Annotated in this window: 19 protein-coding genes; 16 read left to right on the top strand and 3 right to left on the bottom strand. The window is 44.4% G+C overall.

Annotated features, from left to right (window positions below; translation table 11 throughout):
* Positions 1-129 (top strand): zinc ribbon domain-containing protein (locus BLV90_RS14945; RefSeq protein WP_143035061.1); only part of this gene is annotated, 129 nt, incomplete at its 5' end.
* 177 nt (positions 130-306) lie between these two features.
* Here the strand turns inward: BLV90_RS14945 and BLV90_RS14940 are convergent.
* Together BLV90_RS14940 and BLV90_RS14935 are read right to left on the bottom strand one after the other, a co-directional pair.
* The gene (locus BLV90_RS14940; RefSeq protein ID WP_091742794.1) at positions 307-984 is read right to left on the bottom strand and encodes a 4'-phosphopantetheinyl transferase family protein; all 678 of its coding nucleotides are present in this window, start codon (positions 982-984) and stop codon (positions 307-309) included.
* Between the two features lie 238 nt (positions 985-1,222).
* On the bottom strand, positions 1,223-2,095 hold the full coding sequence (locus BLV90_RS14935; RefSeq protein WP_177168114.1) for a Cof-type HAD-IIB family hydrolase: 873 nt from the start codon (positions 2,093-2,095) through the stop codon (positions 1,223-1,225).
* A 232-nt stretch (positions 2,096-2,327) separates the two neighbouring features.
* Between BLV90_RS14935 and BLV90_RS14930 the strand changes: the two genes are divergently transcribed.
* The 15 genes from BLV90_RS14930 (at position 2,328) to BLV90_RS14860 (ending at position 18,538) form a co-directional block, all read left to right on the top strand.
* On the top strand, positions 2,328-2,894 hold the full coding sequence (locus BLV90_RS14930) for a uracil-DNA glycosylase (RefSeq protein WP_245726383.1): 567 nt from the start codon (positions 2,328-2,330) through the stop codon (positions 2,892-2,894).
* Between the two features lie 49 nt (positions 2,895-2,943).
* A complete protein-coding gene (locus BLV90_RS14925) occupies positions 2,944-4,641 on the top strand; it encodes an ABC-ATPase domain-containing protein (protein ID WP_091742789.1) in 1,698 nt (565 codons plus the stop codon).
* 69 nt (positions 4,642-4,710) lie between these two features.
* Positions 4,711-5,142 carry a ribonuclease HI gene (gene rnhA / locus BLV90_RS14920; RefSeq protein WP_177168113.1) on the top strand — a complete coding sequence of 144 codons (432 nt, stop codon included), beginning with the start codon at positions 4,711-4,713 and terminating at the stop codon, positions 5,140-5,142.
* Between the two features lie 136 nt (positions 5,143-5,278).
* Positions 5,279-6,418 (top strand): tRNA epoxyqueuosine(34) reductase QueG, encoded by a 1,140-nt coding sequence (gene queG / locus BLV90_RS14915; protein ID WP_091742785.1) that lies wholly within the window; start codon positions 5,279-5,281, stop codon positions 6,416-6,418.
* Positions 6,419-6,441: 23 nt separating this feature from the next.
* On the top strand, positions 6,442-6,984 hold the full coding sequence (locus BLV90_RS14910) for a methylated-DNA--[protein]-cysteine S-methyltransferase (protein WP_091742783.1): 543 nt from the start codon (positions 6,442-6,444) through the stop codon (positions 6,982-6,984).
* Between the two features lie 217 nt (positions 6,985-7,201).
* A complete protein-coding gene (locus BLV90_RS14905; protein WP_091742781.1) occupies positions 7,202-8,959 on the top strand; it encodes an ABC transporter transmembrane domain-containing protein in 1,758 nt (585 codons plus the stop codon).
* A complete protein-coding gene (locus tag BLV90_RS14900; RefSeq protein ID WP_091742778.1) occupies positions 8,956-10,701 on the top strand; it encodes an ABC transporter ATP-binding protein in 1,746 nt (581 codons plus the stop codon). The genes BLV90_RS14905 and BLV90_RS14900 overlap by 4 nt, the downstream gene beginning before the upstream one ends.
* 58 nt (positions 10,702-10,759) lie before the next feature.
* Positions 10,760-11,308 (top strand): GNAT family N-acetyltransferase, encoded by a 549-nt coding sequence (locus BLV90_RS14895; RefSeq protein WP_177168112.1) that lies wholly within the window; start codon positions 10,760-10,762, stop codon positions 11,306-11,308.
* A 155-nt stretch (positions 11,309-11,463) separates the two neighbouring features.
* The gene (locus tag BLV90_RS14890; RefSeq protein WP_091742774.1) at positions 11,464-12,069 is read left to right on the top strand and encodes a trimeric intracellular cation channel family protein; all 606 of its coding nucleotides are present in this window, start codon (positions 11,464-11,466) and stop codon (positions 12,067-12,069) included.
* 120 nt (positions 12,070-12,189) lie between these two features.
* Positions 12,190-13,131: an amidase domain-containing protein gene (locus tag BLV90_RS14885; RefSeq protein WP_245726382.1), complete on the top strand. Its 942-nt coding sequence runs from the start codon at positions 12,190-12,192 to the stop codon at positions 13,129-13,131.
* A gap of 128 nt (positions 13,132-13,259) precedes the next feature.
* The gene (locus BLV90_RS14880) at positions 13,260-14,624 is read left to right on the top strand and encodes a cytochrome ubiquinol oxidase subunit I (RefSeq protein ID WP_091742798.1); all 1,365 of its coding nucleotides are present in this window, start codon (positions 13,260-13,262) and stop codon (positions 14,622-14,624) included.
* Positions 14,621-15,643 (top strand): cytochrome d ubiquinol oxidase subunit II, encoded by a 1,023-nt coding sequence (locus BLV90_RS14875; RefSeq protein WP_091742770.1) that lies wholly within the window; start codon positions 14,621-14,623, stop codon positions 15,641-15,643. Before BLV90_RS14880 ends, BLV90_RS14875 begins: the two co-directional genes overlap by 4 nt.
* An 822-nt stretch (positions 15,644-16,465) precedes the next feature.
* Positions 16,466-17,149 carry an AzlC family ABC transporter permease gene (locus BLV90_RS14870; protein ID WP_091742768.1) on the top strand — a complete coding sequence of 228 codons (684 nt, stop codon included), beginning with the start codon at positions 16,466-16,468 and terminating at the stop codon, positions 17,147-17,149.
* Entirely contained in the window at positions 17,146-17,454 is a 309-nt protein-coding gene (locus BLV90_RS14865) for an AzlD domain-containing protein (RefSeq protein ID WP_091742766.1), read from the top strand. The genes BLV90_RS14870 and BLV90_RS14865 overlap by 4 nt, the downstream gene beginning before the upstream one ends.
* A 454-nt stretch (positions 17,455-17,908) precedes the next feature.
* Positions 17,909-18,538: a DUF2238 domain-containing protein gene (locus BLV90_RS14860; protein ID WP_091742764.1), complete on the top strand. Its 630-nt coding sequence runs from the start codon at positions 17,909-17,911 to the stop codon at positions 18,536-18,538.
* 203 nt (positions 18,539-18,741) lie between these two features.
* Here the strand turns inward: BLV90_RS14860 and BLV90_RS14855 are convergent, their stop codons facing one another.
* The gene (locus BLV90_RS14855; protein ID WP_245726381.1) at positions 18,742-19,536 is read right to left on the bottom strand and encodes an alpha/beta hydrolase family protein; all 795 of its coding nucleotides are present in this window, start codon (positions 19,534-19,536) and stop codon (positions 18,742-18,744) included.
* Positions 19,537-20,288: the final 752 nt, after the last annotated feature.

Below are 20,288 nucleotides of genomic sequence, written 5' to 3'. Positions count from 1 at the left end.
GTGAAGAACCTGAATCTTCGCTCATGGATATGCCCTACGTGCCACTCTCACCATGACCGAGACATCAATGCATCCAAGAACATCTTGCAAGAAGGACTAAAGATTTTTGCGGTTGGGCAGACCGTTTAAGCTTGGAGTATATCCTGTCAGTAGACGGGAGTTCCCAAGAATCCCACTGCTTCAGCTGTGGGAGTGTCAACATGAAGGAACTATATATGAAGGGGATTTTCAAGAATGGCTATCTATCAATGGTACGTCAAATCCTGATGTGGCTTTTGAGAAAATGCTGAACATCACTGATGTCAATTAATCAAGTAATTCTCCCCACAAAACTTCTTGGATACACCAGTTCGGCTCAATAGCTGTTTCTTTGATTGCACAGGATAGTAGGAAGCCTTCCGTAGGTGTGTCTGTGAAATAGGTGAAGGCATTATCATGATTCCTATCCACGGGCACCGAGAAAGAGAGAGGTGGAAGGGAAAAACCCTTCCCAATCGCTTTCATCACGGCCTCCTTCCGTGTCCAAATCAGATAGAAGGCTTCTTTCTGATGCTGTAGGTCCTTCTGATTCTGTATATAGGAGATCTCTTGGTCAACAAATACCGTTTTCATCACCTCAAGATGGTCCTCTTCGGTACCTTCTACATCAATGCCCACTTCCACTCCTTTAGTGACAACACAAGCTAAGAGGCCTTTTGTGTGAGAGAGATTAAAGTGTATGGCTGGCTCGCTATTTTGTATGAGAAAAAGTTTACCATATTCGTTTTTACTAAAGGCTATTTCATGAGGGGAGACTCTTAATTTTTTAGCCAGTACACCTTTTAGCAATAAACGGCCTAGTAAAAACTCCACCTTCTTATGGTCCACTTTATATCGATGAAAAACGCACTTTTCTTCTTCATCTAAGATAGACAAATAGGGGGTAAGTCTAGGTATAGGTATCTGAGGGATCTTTACATAAAACACATGGATTGGATGTTCCATATCGTTGATCCTTTCATGGGAGGGTAGATGGATGAGTATTTCACCTATGTTCTATAGTATATTTGGTATTTTATCATGAAGGGAAGTGGTAGATCGTCCACACGCCACACTTTTTCGGCTAAACGATAGCTATAATATATGAAAATAAAAATTGAAGTAACTACTCACTTTTGCCCCATGTTTTTAAAAACACAAAAAGGAGAAGCGATATTCGCTTCTCCCTTCGTGTGCGAGGATATTATCGTTCGCTTGCAATGTTTACAGGTGTTGATAGGAGATGGTTGTTGATGAAATAGGATAGCCCTGCTTCATCGTTGCTCAATGTGATATGATCCGCCGCTTGGAGAAGGCTGGGGTGTGCATTAGCCATGGCTGCTGATGTGCCAGCAACCTTTGTCATGGAAAGATCATTCATATGATCGCCAATGACAGCTGCGGAACGAGGTGGGAGGCCGAGGGATTCGGCAAGTGCTACGACGGCTGCTCCTTTGGAGACGCCGACAGGCAAGATCTCAAAGAAATTATCAGAGGACTGAACCACTTCCAGAGAAAAGGGAGTAGAGTCTGCCCATTTGTGTAAGTCCTTCATCCAACGATTTTCTCCTACTACGCAGATCTTGATCCAAGGAACGGTAGGGAGATCGGCAAAGGATGCTAGATTTTCCAATGGCATGAGGTCCTCTGTATCAAAGTCAGATTGGAGCACTGCCTGGACGATAGGACTTAATCCAGTAGAGTAGATACGATCTGTCGTGTAAACAAGGAGATCCATGGACGGAACGATCGAAGTCAATTGAGAAATAATTTCTGTGACGACCGTTTGTTCAAGGGTGGCGACGGGTGTGAGCTGGTCGGTTTTTGGATGGTATAGCATCCCGCCATTACAAAGAATAACAGGTAGCTGGATATCCAAAAATTCGATAAGTCGCTTAGCTTCTGCATAACTCCGACCCGTCGCGAGGGTAAATAGCCCTCCTTGACGGCGAAATTCTTCAATGCTTTTTAGGTTCGCATCAGGAACCTTTAGATTTGCATCATGAATCAGTTGGTCTGATGAAATTAGTGTTCCATCAATATCGGAAACGAACAGTGGATATGTGAGTTGATTCATACGTATCATCTCCTTTGTCATTTCCATCTCCATGGTTGTTGAGTGCATTGAACGAGTAGAGTGATCTCTCAACAAGGGTTCACCATGATAGAAATATATCCACGCATAATAACATACTTTGCAGTATAAAATCAATAGAATTGAGAGCCTTAGTGGCAGTCATGGAAGGGGAGGCTCTGCTATGAGATAATAAAGTAAGCTGACAGGAATTGATAGAGAGGGGAGTTCCCAGTTGGAATTGGAAGTAGTGCATCGACGTCACCAGGATTGTACACGATGTGCTTTACATAAAGGGAGAAGCCGGATTGTCCTTGGTGAGGGGAATCCCCATTCACCATTGTTGTTCGTCGGAGAAGGACCAGGTGCAGACGAAGATCGGCAAGGAAGGCCCTTTGTCGGTAAAGCGGGTCAATTGTTAGATCGGATGCTCTCAGCTGCAGAGATTCCACGGGAAGAAATTTTCATTACCAATATTGTCAAATGTCGCCCTCCAGGGAATCGAACGCCACACGAGGAGGAAATGGAGACATGCAAAAGAATCCTCCGGGAGCAATTTGTCTCCATTCAGCCGCGATTGATTGTAACACTTGGTTCTGCACCAACACGGGCAATCATCGATCCCAAGGCCAGAATTACCCGGGTGCGAGGGCAGTGGTTTGAGCGGAAGGGAGTTCGTATGCTCCCTACCTTCCATCCAGCCTATTTATTGCGGAATCCTGCGGGTAAGCGAGAAGCTTGGGAGGACTTTAAGCGAATTCGAAATGCCTATTTGGAGGTCATGAGTAACATGAGAAATTAAGTGCTTAATTTTGTTAGCGAGAGAAGTTGATGATGGAGGAGGGTCCCTTGTGGATCAACTTAAAAAGACCATAAGTCGTATCGATGGGCGGGGATATAAGGCATATAAAGAGATCCAGGGTGAGTATGACTTTCCCGGATTTCGTTTATTTTTTGACTATGTGCAGGGGGATCCCTTTGCATCTCCTTCAAGAATCCGCGTGCGGGTTCCGCAATCACAAGTAGGGTACCCGGAAGCGTGGTTTAAAGAACCTCATCGACGGGTTGCCCTTGAGGATTGGATTGCGCGGGTTTGGGCTGAGAACACACGTCGATATTCTTTTTCTGGGTATAGTGGAACAGGGAAGAGTGGGCTGATTGCTGTCGACTCTCCAGGGCAGGAAATCCTGCCCCGTACAGCTGTGGTTGTAACGAAGAGTTTTGTAGAAGTACGGTTAACGATTGGCTTACCTGCGAGAGGGCGACAAGTTCTTGGTCAAAAGGCTGAGGAAATGCTGTGTCGCTTTATCCCCGAACTGGTGGAGGGTGGAATTCCCCTGCAAAAGTTAGATCCAGAGGCAGTAGAAGAGAGAATGCGTCTCGTGGATAATCAACAGGCTATTCGACAACATATCGAGAAAAACAATTGGGTTGCTTTTATAGCCGATGGGGCCGTACTTCCACGGGTGAGTGGAATTAGTGACCGACCTTTGAGAGAATCGGTGGTGCCCTTTTATGCTCCCGATTCGATGGCAATTACACTGGAAGTACCTCATGGCAGACCGATTCGCGGGATGGTCGTAGAGAGTGGAATCACGCTTATCGTTGGTGGTGGCTACCATGGGAAGAGTACATTGTTACAGGCCTTAGAGCGGGGGGTGTATGATCATGTAGCGGGAGATGGTCGGGAGTATGTGATCACGACAGCGAATGCGCTGAAAGTTCGTGCTGAGGATGGACGACGGGTAGAGAAGGTAAACATCTCCCCGTTTATTAACAATCTCCCCTTTCATAAAGATACGTTGCGCTTTTCAACAGAGGATGCTAGTGGTAGCACTTCTCAAGCAACCAATATCATAGAAGGGCTCGAGGGGAAAGCTACCTCTCTATTGATTGATGAGGATACGAGTGCGACCAATTTTATGATTCGGGATGGCCGAATGCAGAGGCTAGTAGCTAAAGGAAAAGAGCCGATCACACCCTTTATCGATAAAGTACGTCAATTATACGAGGAGTGGGAAGTTTCCTCGGTGCTTGTTCTCGGTGGGTCGGGAGATTATTTTGAAGTGGCTGATCGGGTAATTATGATGGATGAATATCGTCCTGTGGATGTTACCGAGGATGCAAAAAGGATCGCTGAACACCATATGAATGAGCGCATCGAAGAGGGCGGTACTTCCTTTGGTGAGCTGAGTTCTCGAGTTCCCCTTACCCAGGGGTTAGATCCTAGTAAAGGCAGGAGGGAAAAGGTAGATGCAAAGGGGCTATCAACCATCCTTTTTGGAACGACCACGGTGGATCTGTCTGGTTTAGAACAGTTGGTGGATTCTTCCCAGACACGGGCCTTAGCGGAATTACTGAGGAATTTGAGGAAAGAAGCAGATGGCCGAAAACTGATGGAGATCATTGATGTTCTTTATGATCAGATCGACTTGCATGGATTGGACATCCTCTCTTCCTTCAAGGGACACCCAGGGGATCTGGCTCTTCCACGGAAGTTGGAGCTAGTAGGAGCCATTAATCGGCTTCGTACCCTGCGAGTGAAATGAGGAGATTGGTAGATGGTAGATGGTAGATGGTAGATGGTACATACCCATTTTTTGAGAGGAAGTGAATCAGTGAAAGAGGTGACGATTTATACGGATGGAGCTTGTTCAGGGAATCCTGGTCCAGGAGGGTGGGCCGCTGTTTTGATGTATGGGGAATTAAAAAAGGAGATGACAGGTGGGGAGAAACATACGACGAATAACCGGATGGAGTTGCAAGCGGCCCTCTCCTCGTTACAAGCATTGAAAAGGCCATGTAAAGTGAAGCTTCACACGGACAGTGCCTACTTACAAAACTGTTTTAAACAACGTTGGTATGTGAACTGGGAGAAGAACGGATGGAAAAATAGTCGTAAAGAACCTGTAGAAAATAAAGATTTATGGCAACAACTGTTACAAGAAACTCGTCGGCATGATGTGGAGTTTATTAAAGTAAAAGGGCACGCCGATGATAAGTGGAATAATCGTTGTGATGAATTGGCGCGTGGTGCTGTACCACAATAAATCTACATTTGTCCATTCATGGGAAAGATGACAGAAGGATAACATGGAAATAACAATCCCGTGTCGATCTCAGCGGATGAGACGTGGGCATGTTATGATAGTAATCAACGGAATAGGTGGGAAGGGAGGTGAGAGAATGGCACCTGAATCATTGAAGGAGTTATTGATCGCAGAGGCACATAACATGGGGATTGATAAAATTGGATTTGCCTCAGCGGACCCTTTCACGGAACTAAAAGAACGTCTTATCAGGCACCGTGAGGCGGGTTATGAGTCAGGCTTTGAGGAACCCGATCTGGATAAACGGATTGATCCAGCAAAAAGTTTAGTTGGAGCAAAGACGATTATTGCCATTGCTCTCGCCTACCCATCCCAGATGGGAAATTTGCCAACGTCGAGTCCAGGGGAATACAGGGGATTGTTTTGTCGAGCTTCTTGGGGAGCCGACTATCATCTTGTGCTGAGACAGAGACTGGAGGCATTGAAAGCGAAGTTACTGGAAATGAAGCCGGAAGCGAATTGTGAGGTGATGGTGGATACTGGAGCGCTTTCAGATCGTGCTGTAGCAGAGCGTGCAGGGATCGGTTGGAGTGGGAAAAACACGTCGATTATCACTGAGGAGTATGGGTCCTGGGTTTATCTGGGAGAGATGATTACCGATGTATGGATTCCTCCAGATACCCCCGTAACAGCAGGATGTGGGGATTGCAATGCTTGTATTGACGCCTGTCCAACAGGGGCTTTAGTCGGTCCTGGACAGCTTAATTCCCAGGCATGTCTCGCCTACTTGACCCAGACCAAGGGCTTCCTGGCGAAGGAATATCGAGATCAATTGGGTACTTACCTATACGGATTTGAAACCTGTCAGGTGGTTTGTCCGTATAACCGTAATAAGCAACCATCCAAACATAAAGAATTCCAACCCGACCCTGAGCAGGTGAAACCCTTACTAAAACCCTTACTTACCATGAGTAATCGTCAATTTCGTGAACGATTTGGTACCATGGCGGGATCCTGGCGAGGGAAAAAGCCAATCCAGCGCAATGCGATTATTGCCCTAGGAAGGGTAAGGGATCATACAGCCGTTCCGGATCTCACTCATTTGTTGAAGAATGATCCACGGCCGGTAATTCGAGGAACGGCTGCCTGGGCTCTTGGGAGAATTGGTGGAGATGTTGTCTTAACGGCGTTAAAGCAGGCACTCTCGACGGAAACCGATGAAGCTGTGCGAGAGGAAATTCGGGATGCTTTGGCAGATCATGAGCAAGTCGTTTAGTTTGCTAACAGGGGGCGGCAGGGATGGTCTCAGAAGGTTCACGTGTACTCGCATGGAGTGAGATAGAAAGCCCAGTAGGTCCAATCCTGTTGACAGCAACAAAGAAGGGCCTATGCCGCTTGGATTTTTCCAGTGAGGAACAGGCCCGGCTAGGGATCGATCTTTGGGCGAGAAGATGGATTGGATCTGTACAGATTGAAAAAAATGATCTGGCACTCCTTTCTTTTGCGAAGCAGTTGCAGGAGTATTTTAAAGGAGGAAATCCTCACTTTGAGATTCCTTTAGATCTGTACGGAACGTCCTTTCAAAAACTAGTATGGGAACAGCTACAAACGATCCCTTATGGGGAGTTGCGCTCCTATAAAGATATGGCCGCGGCGATGGGTGCGCCTAAAGCCGTTCGTGCAGTGGGTGGAGCGAATAACAAAAATCCAGTATCCATCGTCGTGCCATGTCATCGAGTCATTGGCTCCAACGGGTCGTTAGTTGGATATGGTTCTGGCTTAAAAATTAAAGAATTCTTGCTCACACTTGAAGGTGCGTCACCTTTTAAAGCGGAGGCGTGAAGTGAGGTAGGTTTGCACTTTTTCATATTTTTTCGTTTTTTTAATCGTGGACAGCAGTAGGCTGTTCACTTTTTTTATGTAAAATTCATGAATGAAATTTTCCTTTTTAGGAGAATCGACATGATATCATGATATAATGTTAAAAATCTACAATATAGGGATGTAGACGCAAATACAGTGAGCATCCTTTTTTCCTGGGTGATGGAGGGGTGAATGAGTGAGCGTTTTTAAGGATTTATGGTGGTATTTTCGTCAAGAGAAGAAGAACTATATCGCAGGTGTTTTTTTTCTATTGGTTGTCGGATTGCTTGAACTTTATCCCCCCTATGTTGTGCGTCTGGTCGTGGATGAGATAAAACAACAAACCCTGACCTCAGAGAAGCTATTACAGTGGTTAGGGGTTTTGGCTCTGACAGCCTTGCTGCTTTATGTACTGCGCTTTGTTTGGCGGGTGTTTATCTTTGGTGCATCATACCGCCTTGCGCAATTATTACGCCGGCGTTTATTAAATCATTGGAGTCGAATGTCACCTCAGTTTTTCCATCGTCATCGCACAGGGGATTTGATGGCTCATGCTACCAATGATGTACAGGCGGTACAAGCAACTGCAGGTGAAGGTGTACTTACGCTTGTGGACTCGATCGTGTTTGGCGGCTTAGTGGTTGCTATGATGGCGATTTCTCTAAGTTGGAAACTAACCTTGATCGCTTTATTGCCAATGCCGATCTTGGCCTTGGCAATCACTTACTATGGAAAATGGATGCATGAACGATTTCGTACAGCCCAGGCGGCTTTTTCAGATATTAATGATAAAGTTCAGGAGAATATCTCTGGCGTACGCGTAGTCAAATCCTTTGGGCGGGAGGAGAGGGAGAAGGCTTCCTTTATGACTCTTTCAGAGGACGTCACGCGTAAGAACCTGGCTGTTGCCAAAGTACAGTCTCTATTCGGACCAACGATTTCTCTCATCGCAGGGATTGCTTTCTTTTTAGCCATCGTTTTTGGCAGTCGATATGTCATCCGTGGGGAGATGACGATTGGGCAGTTGACGCAGTTTACCATTTATTTAGGTTTGTTGATCTGGCCGATGCTCGCCTTTGGTTTTTTGTTTAACATCCTGCAACGGGGGCGTGCTTCCTATGCCCGTATTCGCACTCTTTTAGCAGTGAAAGAGGATGTCCAGGAAAATAAGGGGGCTATCTCCACCCCTGCAACCGGGGATATCCAATTGAATATCCACTCCTTTACCTACACAGAGGCGAATGTACCCGTGTTACGTGATGTGAATGTATTCGTGAAGAAGGGTGAAACCCTAGGCATCGTCGGGCGCACAGGGAGTGGGAAATCGACCCTTTTTAAATTGCTCATGCGAGAAATGGACATGGTGGATGGGGAGATTCAAATCGGAGGGAAGTCCCTTACAGACTACCAGCTATCTGCTCTACGTTTTGCCTTTGGGTATGTTCCCCAGGACCCCTTTCTCTTTTCAACCACGATTGCTAAAAATATTGCCTTTGCCGACCCGAAGGCAAGTCAGGAAGAAATCGAAGCCGCGGCCCGACTGGCATGTGTCCATGAGGATATTCTCGCTTTCGAAAAGGGATATGAGACGGTGGTCGGTGAACGGGGAGTCACCCTTTCAGGTGGGCAGAAGCAGCGGATCTCCATCGCACGTGCGTTATTGATGGATCCTGAGATTTTGATCCTTGATGATTCCCTCTCAGCCGTCGATGCACGTACAGAGGAAGCAATTCTAACGGAATTGCGTCGTGAAAGAGAAGGGAAAACAACCCTTATTGCCGCTCATCGGTTCTCAGGAGTCGAACATGCGGAGCAAATTATTGTATTGGAAGATGGTCAGATTCAGGAAAAGGGCACCCATAAGCAACTTTTGGCCAATTCAGGTTGGTATGCATGGATGTATCGGCAACAACAGCTGGAATCTTTGATCGTAAAAGGAGGTGGGGGAGGATGATCACAAGACGGTTACTACGGTACCTCATACCCCATCGTAAGGCCTTGATTGGTGCATTTTTTTTCCTTTTTATCGCAACAGCAGCGGAGATGACAGGCCCTTTATTAATTAAAGTATTTATTGATGACTATCTCGTTCCCGAACGATTTCCTTCCACTCCGTTGATTTTTCTTGGGGCAAGTTACCTGGGTCTTCATCTGATCGCAGTCGTTTTGCAATACTTACAACAATATTCTTTTTATCGCATTGCCCTTGCGGTGATTCAACAATTGCGCATGGATGTATTTGGAAAGGTGCAATACCTAGGCTTGGCTTTTTTTGATCGGGTTGCGGATGGTTCTCTCGTCTCTCGCATTACGAATGATACCGAAGCAATTAAAGAACTGTTTGTCAATGTGATGTCTACATTTATTAAGAATAGTGTACTGATCATAGGCGTAGTGATTGCAATGTTTTTACTCGATACAAAATTGGCAATGATTTCGTTCATTCTCTTGCCCCTCCTTTTTGGTTTGATGCAGGCGTATCGCTTTCTTAGTTTCAAAGTATATCGGGTGGTACGAGAAACCTTGAGCGAGATGAATGCAAGGCTGTCAGAATCGATCCAGGGAATGGGTGTTGTACAGGCATGGAGACAGGAGAAACGATTCGCAGATGAATTTGACGAGGTTAATGAACAACATGTTCAAGCCAATGTGAAAAATATGAAATTAAACAGTCTTCTATTGCGTCCTGCGGTGGACATTCTCAGTATTGCTACGCTGATCGTCATCCTTACCTATTTTGGTATTGGGGTAGGGGATAGTGCCGTACAGATCGGTGTCCTCTATGCCATGATCAATCTATTGGGCAGGTTGTTTGAGCCAGTCAATCAGATCATGATGCAGCTTTCGTTCTTACAACAGGCAATTGTTTCAGCAGGTAGAGTGTTTGAATTACTCGATGAAAAAGAGTTGGCTCCTAGTAAAGAAGGAGAGGGTAATCCTGAGATCCAAGAGGGTCGCATCACCTTTGAACATGTCACTTTTTCCTATGATGGAAAAACAAACGTATTAAAAGACATCTCCTTCGTTGTAGAACCAGGGCAGACCGTTGCCTTAGTTGGCCATACAGGGAGTGGGAAAAGTACGATCAATAATCTACTGATGCGCTTTTATTCCTTACAACAAGGGAGGATAACCATAGATGGCAACCCCCTTGAAACATTTGTAGATCAAGAATTACGGAAGCAAGTGGGATTAGTACCACAGGATCCTTTTCTCTTTGTTGGTACCATAAGAGACAATATTCGGCAGGGTAATGACGCACTCACAGATGAAGTGGTGCAGGGCGCGGCAGAACTTGTCCAAGCAGATAGTTTTATTGAAAAATTACCTGGGGGAATGAATGAGCCTGTGGTGGAGAGAGGGGCTACTTTTTCTAGCGGACAACGTCAACTGCTTGCCTTTGCGCGGACCATGGCACAATCCCCAAAGATCCTGATCCTCGATGAGGCGACAGCCCATGTAGATACCGAGACAGAGGAAAAGATCCAAGAAGCACTCTATCGTATGCGTCAGGGACGAACGACACTGGCAATCGCCCACCGTTTATCTACGATTCAGGATGCCGATCTGATTCTTGTCCTTCACCAAGGGGAGATTGTTGAACGAGGAACTCATCAGGAACTCCTTACCCGACAAGGTTTGTATCACAAAATGTATTTGCTTCAACAAGGATTGAAAGAAGAAGTCAACGTATAGTAGTCAAATCTGATGATTATATATGGAAAACGGAAGTCGGAAAAGAAGGAGTGAGGGAATGGAAGATCAAGCGATTCATCAGGAGTCAAAGCAACAATTTACGATTCGCAAGCTGAAACCTACGGATGCGGCTGCATACCGTGAGATTCGTCTACGTAGTCTACGGGAACACCCCGAAGCCTTTGCAAGTGATGTGGAAGATAGTGAGGCTTATAATGAAGATCTGAGCCGATTTGCTGATCAGTTACAAGAGAGACCCGGCCAGTTTCTACTAGGGGCCATTGCGCAGGATGGATTGCTTAAAGGTATCGCTGGATTGGTTCAGTATGACAAGAAAAAGCTGATGCATAAAGGGATGCTGTGGGGGATGTATGTGGCTCCAGAGATACGAGGGCATGGGATGGGCCGCCGTTTAGTAGATAGCGTAATAGAGGAAGCGCGGCAAATAGCTAATCTAGAGCAAATCTATCTATGTGTTGTATCAGACAATCATGTGGCGAAGGGGTTATATGAAAGGATTGGCTTTACCACTTTCGGGCGTGAACCCCATGCGATGAAGCTTGGGGGTCAGTACTTAGATGAAGAGCATATGGTGCTGTTTTTGTAAGGTGCAAAAAGGACCTATTTTACAATAGGTCCTTTTGATAATTATGGATATTAAAAATGCCTCGAGGGGCTTGGAAAGTGACCAAGATCCTTTTATAATGGAACGATATCTGGATAGATGACTGTTTTGTATGGATAGAGAAAGGGGGGAGCAGAATGGTTTGGGATTCCCTTAATGTGATTGGTGTGATTGCTTTTGCCGCCAGTGGAGCGTTAACCGCTCTGGAAGAAAAGTATGATTTATTTGGCGTATGGGTGTTGGGATTTGTGGCGGCTTTCGGCGGGGGCGTCATTCGTAATCTCCTGATCGGGGAGCCTATTCTCTCCCTTTGGGAGCAGAAGACACTCCTTTATACTGCTTTTGGAGTGAGTACGCTGTTATTTGTTTTGCCTACTTCCTGGTTGTTACGGGGAAAAGGCACATGGGTTCTTTTTGATGCCATTGGCCTTGGGGCTTTTTCAATACAAGGAGCATTGACTGCAGCAGAGAAGGGGCTACCTTTAATCGCTGTGGCAATCGCAGCGATTTTAACAGGAATCGGTGGTGGAGTGACGCGCGACGTTTTAGCAGGAAGGAAGCCACTCGTATTTCGTAAAGAGATCTATGCGACTTGGGCTTTACTGGCTGGAGTAGTTATTCAGGCAGGGGTATTGGTTCAAGAATGGCAATTGTACCTCCTGTTTACTCTTATCGTTATTTTGCGAATGGTCTCTTTGCGTTTTCACTGGCATTTTCCACAGCGCCCCTTTTTAAAAACATAAATAAACGCTTTCCCCCGATGGATAGTTTCGTCGGGGGTTTTCTTTAGGTGAATACACTGGCATTGTTCTTTCATATGATGTGAAAGAGACATGATCAGGGACGGGGGAGGTGTGCCCGCAGTGGATCGTCCTTGGAGACAACCAGTGCTTACTTGGTTTCGAGGCCAAAATCAGGTGTGGGTAGAGGGGGATTCCGATCGCCTATTTTCCTGGGTATTAGACGGGGACGCGGATTGGGTTGTGCGGGAGCGTAGGAGATGGCAACGGGTACGAGAACAACAGCACCTACGAAAGATTCGACCCATTAAAGGGGAAACGAGAGTTCGCATTTTAAGCGAAGGGCAAGAACAAGATGGGCATGTTGTAGTCAACGTGGCTGTTCATCAACGATTTTTTTATCTGATGAAGGATACAGTGTGCGATCAAGAGGAATTACAGGGCTATTGCCTTCATTTGTTGGAGGGGAACGATGGTTGGGCGATATTGGATTGCTCTCTGATCGAGGAAATGGATACGGAGCGCGATAAGGTCTGGTCGTGTTATCAGCCTCATCCAGAAGAGAATGTGGTGAGGGGAGGTTATAACCGAATGCAGGCCGTGCAATATGCAGAAACTTGGTGGAATGGAGCCAATCCTAGATATCGTAAGTTTGAGGACGATTGCACTAATTTTATTTCCCAATGTCTTCATGCAGGTGGCATCTCAATGGATTACGGTAGCCGCCGTGATTCGGGATGGTGGTATCGAGGAAGTAGAGAAAATTGGAGTTATAGTTGGGCAGTAGCCCATGGGTTGGTCAACTGGTTAAGTAGAAGTAGTCGATCACCAGCAGAAATAAAGCAAGATGCCATGCAATTAAGTCAAGGAGACATTATCTGCTATGACTGGGACGGAGACGGTCGCTGGTCGCATAATACCATTGTAACGGCGATAGACGCCTCAGGTATGCCTCTAGTCAATGCCCATACGGTGAATAGTCGTCAACGCTACTGGGATTATAGAGATTCTCACGCATGGACTCCCAAAATAAAGTACCGTTTCTTTCATATAGCAGGAAACTAATAGTCAACTAATTTTGAATAAATAGTGTTTAGCTTTGAAAAAGTGGGGTAGAGTCGTCAATAACCGTATAGTTTAGATGCTATTCGTCCATCTTAAAGTAGACATCCTGTATGGAAAAGGTGAATCCATTGGACGAACTGATGACGGCTCGCGCTCTATTTGGTAGCTCGTTAGGGTTTCATATTCTTTTTGCAACACTGGGTGTGGGAATCCCATTGATGATTTTTATGGCAGAGCTTCTCTTCCAAGTGACGAAAGATCCGGACTATACGTTGATGGCTAAACGGTGGACGAAAGCTCAGGCCATCTTGCTTGGCGTGGCGATTCCATCGGGTACTATTGTTGCTGTTCAACTATCTTTATTGTGGCCTAACTTTATGGAGTGGGTCGGTCAAATCATCGCTCTACCCTTTCAGGTAGAGTTATTTGCCTTCTTTTTAGAAGCGCTCTTTATGTCCATCTATGTTTACGCTGCGGATCGACTTTCTCCTTCCCTGCGAATTTTAAGTGTCTTCTTTGTTGCTTTGGGTGGTAGTCTATCTGGGGCATTGATTACCTCTGCCAATGCGTGGATGAACACTCCGACAGGCTTTGAACTAGCAAAGGATGGATCGATCATCAACGTGCGTCCTTGGGAAGCCTTCTTTAACCCAAGTTTTCCTGCGGCGGCGATTCATGTACTATTATCTGCCTATATGACAGGGGCCTTTGTTATAGCAAGTATAGCAGCCTTGCGGATGTTAAAAAGAAAAGAGAAGGACGCCCCCTATCGTTATCATCGTAAGGCATTGTTATTATCGCTTGCGATTGGCCTTGTGGTGTCGATAGGAACTGCCCTAAATGGGCATTGGGCAGCTCAAGTACTCCATGAAAAACAGCCTGAGAAATTAGCAGCGGCGGAGGGGCTTTTTGAAACGCAGTCCCGTGCACCACTCTCCATTGGGGGTGTAACGGATAACGAGGAGGGGAAGCTGAAAGGGGCTATTGAAATTCCTGGGATGCTCAGTTTTCTAGCGGGCAATCGTTTTGATACAGTCGTCAAAGGGCTCAACGATTTTCCGCGGGATACATGGCCACCTTTTTATACGCACACTCTTTTTAACTTAATGGTGGGAATCGGTACTCTTTTGATTCTTTTTGCAGGCCTAGCATGGCTTATTCGTTGGAGAAGAGGGAAGGACCATTTACCTCGTTGGTTACTTCGTTTGTTGATAGTAGGAGGGCCTCTCTCCTTGTTATCGATTGAGTTTGGCTGGGTATTTACCTGTAGTGGTAGACAACCTTGGACCGTGTACAATCTTCAACGTACATCCGAAGCAGTAACAGATGCAACGGGTATCATGACGTGGTTTGTCCTATTTATCGCCATCTATGTGTTCTTGCTTATTTCTACTGTTTGGATTATGCGTGGGTACTTTCGAAAACGTCCTTTGGAGCAGGAGATGTTAAATGCTCATGCTACCCAGAGTAAGAAAGGAGAGGGTCTTCATTGAATGACGCGCTCCTTGCTGCTTCGATTATCTGGTTGTTCGTTTTCATGTATGCGATTCTAGGGTCGGTAGACTTTGGGGCTGGATTTTGGGGGATGGTGTATAGTCAAAAGGATGATCGAGCAGGGGCATTAGCGAACCGTTTTCTTTCTCCAACGTGGGAGGTAACCAATGTATTTTTGGTCATGTTGGTGGTCACCTTGGTTGCTTTTTTCCCATCCGCATTAACAGGGTTGTCCCTAGCGCTTCTTATACCTGGCTCTTTGGTGTTACTCTTACTCATTATTCGAAGCACCTTTATGGTTTTTGCCTACTCTGCACAACGATTTCAGCGAGCATTGTCGGTGGTCTCAGGTGTTACAGGATTGCTAATCCCTGCACTGCTCGTATTGGTTCTCCCTGTGGTGGCAGGTGGATTTACCGATCCTAAAAATGGTCAGCTCCTCGCGGACAAGCTCTTAACTAGTCCGATAACCTATGCCTATCTAGCCTTTGGGCTAACTAGTGAGCTTTTTTTATCAGCGGCATTTCTCGCGGATTACTCCCGGGAAGCAGATGATGATGAGGCCTATGCAGTATTTCGCCGTTTTGCTCTTCTCTTTGGTCCGCTATCGTTATTAATTGGTGTCGTAGCAGTCCCCTTAATGGGGGCAGAGGCCAGTTGGTTACGATTAAATATTGAGGAGAACCGCTGGTGGTTTTTCGCCTCCGCTGTGATATTTTTCATTGGATACAGTGCATATTGGTGGCCCACGAAAAGGAAAGATCATAAAAAAGGAGTGCCACGGGCGGCTTTTACTGCGTTCATCCTCCAGTTTTTCCTTGCATCCGCCGCTTATGGGATGTCTCATCTACCCTACTTGTTGTATCCGACATACACGTTAGAGGAAAGCGTAACCAATCATAACACCTTTGTTTCACTCCTGTATTCATATGGAATTGGATTGGCTATCTTGGTACCGGGATTTTATCTTTTTTGGCGGTTATTCCTGAAGGATAAACGGTATTTGAGTCAGGAGTAAAAGAGCCTGGGTTTCTGAGATTATCCCCTTTGAGTAAACAGTGTTTAAGAAGAGCACTAAGTTTACTTGGAGGGGTTTTTTCATGGAAGATCATTTTGGGATCTCTTAAAAAAAGTAGCCCTTAAACAAGGGGCTACTTACAATTTAAAATTCCTTAAAGGTTGATACTATACTGTTTTAGACAATTTTCGCTAATTTGATTGTGGGATTTGTAATAGGATAGGCGGTGGGTGTGATGTAAATGGTTATTTTTGATGGACTAATATCATTGATTAATTAAATGGTTATTCATCGAATGGAGAAATGAATATCCGACGATTTTATTGTGATGGGTGATTGATAAGACTGTATTTGTTAACGCTAATGAATAATTAAATATGGTAAAGATAATTGACAGGCCATTGATATAGATGGCCAATTCCACCCCCCTTTGAAGTTAATTATAACTAAGTGAAATGGATGCTTGCCTCAGCCACAGTGTAATAGTATCACAATCCTTACAAAAAGTGTATTTTAAAAGTTCGACTTTTTACGACTTGTTTCGACATGCACAATCGACCAAAATGAGCCATTTCGATGGACATTTTTAAAAGTATGGGTATAGGTTTCTTTTTGCTGGACGGGATTGGGTATAGATGATAGGGTGGTAGGTTTCTTTGTTAAAGGGCGCATATAGTTCTGTCAATTTTCTATAGATCGATGGTTATAAAAAGAAAGCGGGTTGTTCCTATTGTCTTTCTTTTATTCCTGTATTATCATTCTTAAAATATATCAAAGCATGCAGGGGCGCATTTCTTTGCCTTTAAGAAAGGAGCTTAATAAGTGGAGTTAAAAAAACATTCATTTAAAACGGGAGTGCTGGCTGCTATCCCGATTGCAGTTGGTTATATTCCTGTAGCCGTGACATTTGGAGTCATTGCGCAACAATCAGGGGTAGCACTAATTCATTCCGTATTAATGTCTGGACTCGTGTTTGCAGGAGCGAGTCAATTTATGGCAATTAATATGATTATAGCAGGTACAGGGGCTCTTGAGATTATCTTAGCCAGTTTCATTTTGAATTTTAGAATGTTTGTGATGAGTATTTCTTTGCAAGATAAATTTCGTAGTGTACCGATTTTTCATAGGGTGATGTTGTCTTCTGGAATTACGGATGAAACCTTTGCTGTTGCTTCCTTACGAGAGGAAAAATCCGATCCATTTTTTTACTCAGGCCTATTTCTTACTGCTTATTTATCGTGGGTAACTGGAACGATTCTCGGTGGAGTCATGTCCAATGCCATTCCTGCAACGATTAGTGAGAGTATGTCTATTTCTCTTTATGCGATGTTTATCGGATTGCTCATTCCTGCTGTTCGTAGGTCTTGGAAATTATGCCTCGTTGCTCTTTTTGGTATGGGCTTGAATACTATTTTTAGTTCATTTTTTAGCAGTGGTTGGGCGATAGTTTTGGCAACCCTAGGGGGCGGATTGTTGGGTATCCCATTTACCAGGAGGACGTCATGACACAACAATTAATATTTCTTATCTTGGGGATATCTTTGGTTACGATGATTCCGCGATGGATACCTGTCTGGATTGTCGATCGATTCACTCCATCCAGCTGGGTAAAGGACTGGCTTGATAATGTACCATATGCCGCTTTAGGGGCCATGATATTCCCAGGGATTTTGTCTGTACAAAAGGGACAACCCTTCATTGGATTGATAGGGGGAATTGTTGCTGTAGGGATCGCCTATTTCCGGCTTCATATACTCTTTGTGATTCCAGGTGCTATCTTAACCGTTTTATTATTGAAAAACTTTTTGTGACTCAAAAACATGGCGATTCTATGCAAACTGATGAAAAGGAAAGATGGCCCAAAATTCTACCCCCTATAAATAAAGACCGCTGTCTAATAACTGGACAGTGGTCTTTATTTGGGGCAAAGGATGTGGTTTCCGCTTTCGGCAAATCGTTGCCATACGTATTTTAAAGGAACACCCCCCTTTCAATTACTAAAGAAAAGGGGGGTGTTAATGGTCTAGAAAGCCTCTGGAAAGGAGGTCTTTCCGTGAAAGTCATATTGCCTGTTTTTCGAAATTATTCAAGATGGGTACCTCGGATCATGTTGAAGTTATTACCTCATCACGTATAAGAGATTTCCCAAATACGAACAATAAACCTGTTCCGAATAATCCGGTGTAAAAAGAACGAAGTATATCAAAAAAATAATTTATTGCTGTGGTCGATCAAGTTTTATAAATATAGGTGAAGAGGGTATATATGATGAAAGAAAAAAGGTGGATGGTACTATATATTATTATGTTAGTTGTTTTCATTATCGTATTTATTTGGTCTGGAATCCATCCAAAGAGTCGTGCGACTTGGTATGTTGAATCAGGTCCAGCGGTCTTGGGATTTGTGATCCTTTGTTGGACATTTAAACGCTTTTCTTTTACACCACTATTCTATATCCTTGCTTTTATTAGCGGGTTGATCATGCTTATTGCCAGCCATTATACCTATGAAAGTGCACCACTATTTAATAATATTAAAGGTTTATTTAACCTATCTCGAAATTACTGTGATCGATTTGGACATGTTTTTCAAGGTGTAGTTGCTGGTGCTTTCTTTAGAGAAATATTCATCCGATTAGATGTTGTGAAGAAAAAGTTCTTACCATATATCGTCATTGGTTTAAGCTTAGCAGGTTCGGCCACTTATGAGATTATGGAGTTTCTTGTTGGTTATTTTCAGCAAGCTAGGAGCATGGAAGACATGTTGGGATATCAAGGAGATCAGTGGGATACACAATGGGATATGATTTGTGCTTTGAGCGGCAGTATCCTGTTTCTTTTATTCTTTCACAACATCCATGACAATCAAATTAAACAAATAACCAGGCAAAAATAAGTTTCCATCTAATAACAAACATGCCCCTTAAATTGCGGTAGACTATATCGCCCAGAAAAATGGCGCAACGACCCCGAGCTTATGGCAAGTGGTCAGGTTATTCAACCAGATGCACAGATGCGAAAAATGGGGGAAAGCTTCCTAAAGCTGATGATCGTAAAGTTATGACTAATACGCAAATTCCTTTATGCAATTATATATATTTAAACATCTAATAAAGATTCCAGTGAATCAATCACTGATTTCCATGATGATGCCTCTGGATCAATAATCTTAAAATGTTCCATATCGGGAAGTAGTAATAAACGAACGTTATCATCCTGCTCAATAGCCCTTCGATGATATTCAACACTCAATTCGACTGGTACATGGTCATCTAGCTCACCATGAATTAAAATTTGATTGACATTCATGGGTAACAGTTCAATTGGCGATGCCAATTTATACCGATCAGGTACTTCTTGAGGAGCTCCGCCAATAAAAGATGCTACTAGACTACGATCCATCCCCCTTTCAGAATGAATCTCCCACATCCTTTTCAAGTCCGAAACCCCTGCCAAACTTATTACATTCTTTATTGGTACAAGTAGAGTTTTTTTGAACTCATCACTTTGAGCTTTGTTTCGGGAAGCCAACCAAAGAGCCAAGTGGCCTCCTGCGGAATTTCCAAGAACAACTAAACGAGAAAGGTCTAATTGATAGCGATCCTCAAGTTTAGATAAGTGATTTATGGCATCTATCACATCGTCAAATGTTCCTGTCCACCCCCCTCCACTTTCTCCGACTCGACGATATTCAATATTCCAAGTAGCATAGCCACGACGAGTTAGTGCTATAGCCAGAGGATCAGTTAATTCAAGCCCATATTTTGATTGCCAAAAACCACCATGAATCATAATAATTATTGGACTTCGTCCAAACGACTTTGGAATACGCAGGACTCCAAATTGTGACGGGTGATCTCCATAAGGTAGACGGAATGAAGAAATATCTTTCAATGTAAAATCTCCTTTTCTTACTTATCTTTATCAAAGGATATCATTTGTTTTACACATATATATTATTACCCCAAAGCTGTTAGACATAGTCCCTCTTCAAATTATCGTCTGTTTAACATATGGGCGGCCATTTGCTTCTTTTATAATGCCAAGGTTGTTAACTGCGCTAGCCCCTGTAATCACCCTGGATGCCCTAGGTTAGCGCAGCGGCATTATTGTGAGGAGCATCCGAAACAGGAAGCTCACAGATACGAGCAGAGTAGTGGTCTTGCTGTACAAAGAGGATATGGATCTAGGTGGAGGAAGGTCAGGGCTACATATTTCAAGCGTAGTCCATTGTGCAAGGGCGTGCGAGAAGGATGGGCGTGATACCAGCTTCAGTGGTGGATCATATTACACCGCATAAGAGTGATGCTGGCCTACTCTGGGATACAGATAACTGGCAAGAGGTGCCATGATCGGAAAACAGCAAAAGAGGATGGACGATGGGGAAGAGTTTGAGAGAGGGGGGATCGAATCTCTGGGAGGGACGGCCCATAGACCGGTGGGAATCTTCTGCTTATAAAATTCGTTTTATTTCATAAAGGGGGGTGACAATCCTCCTACCTGGCTTTCATAAGTAGAATCTACTTACGGCAATGGAAGCTGCGTCACGTATTTAAACTCGTTGCCATAAGATAGGCATAGTTCACAAAGTCTAGATCAAAACCAACTGAATGAAACCCCGAACTTTGGACAGGAGACAGTCCAGT

Origin of the sequence: Marininema mesophilum (assembly GCF_900106775.1) — a bacterium.
GTDB lineage: Bacteria > Bacillota > Bacilli > Thermoactinomycetales > DSM-45169 > Marininema > Marininema mesophilum.
This window is presented reverse-complemented; position numbering and strand designations above follow the sequence as displayed.

Coding starts and splice junctions, on each gene's coding strand:
- BLV90_RS14895 (WP_177168112.1), top strand. CDS start 10,760: ATGGAAGATCAAGCGATTCATCAGGAGTCAAAGCAACAATTTACGATT.
- BLV90_RS14940 (WP_091742794.1), bottom strand. CDS start 984: ATGGAACATCCAATCCATGTGTTTTATGTAAAGATCCCTCAGATACCT.
- BLV90_RS14935 (WP_177168114.1), bottom strand. CDS start 2,095: ATGAATCAACTCACATATCCACTGTTCGTTTCCGATATTGATGGAACA.
- BLV90_RS14900 (WP_091742778.1), top strand. CDS start 8,956: ATGATCACAAGACGGTTACTACGGTACCTCATACCCCATCGTAAGGCC.
- BLV90_RS14860 (WP_091742764.1), top strand. CDS start 17,909: ATGATGAAAGAAAAAAGGTGGATGGTACTATATATTATTATGTTAGTT.
- BLV90_RS14910 (WP_091742783.1), top strand. CDS start 6,442: ATGGTCTCAGAAGGTTCACGTGTACTCGCATGGAGTGAGATAGAAAGC.
- BLV90_RS14890 (WP_091742774.1), top strand. CDS start 11,464: ATGGTTTGGGATTCCCTTAATGTGATTGGTGTGATTGCTTTTGCCGCC.
- queG (WP_091742785.1), top strand. CDS start 5,279: ATGGCACCTGAATCATTGAAGGAGTTATTGATCGCAGAGGCACATAAC.
- BLV90_RS14865 (WP_091742766.1), top strand. CDS start 17,146: ATGACACAACAATTAATATTTCTTATCTTGGGGATATCTTTGGTTACG.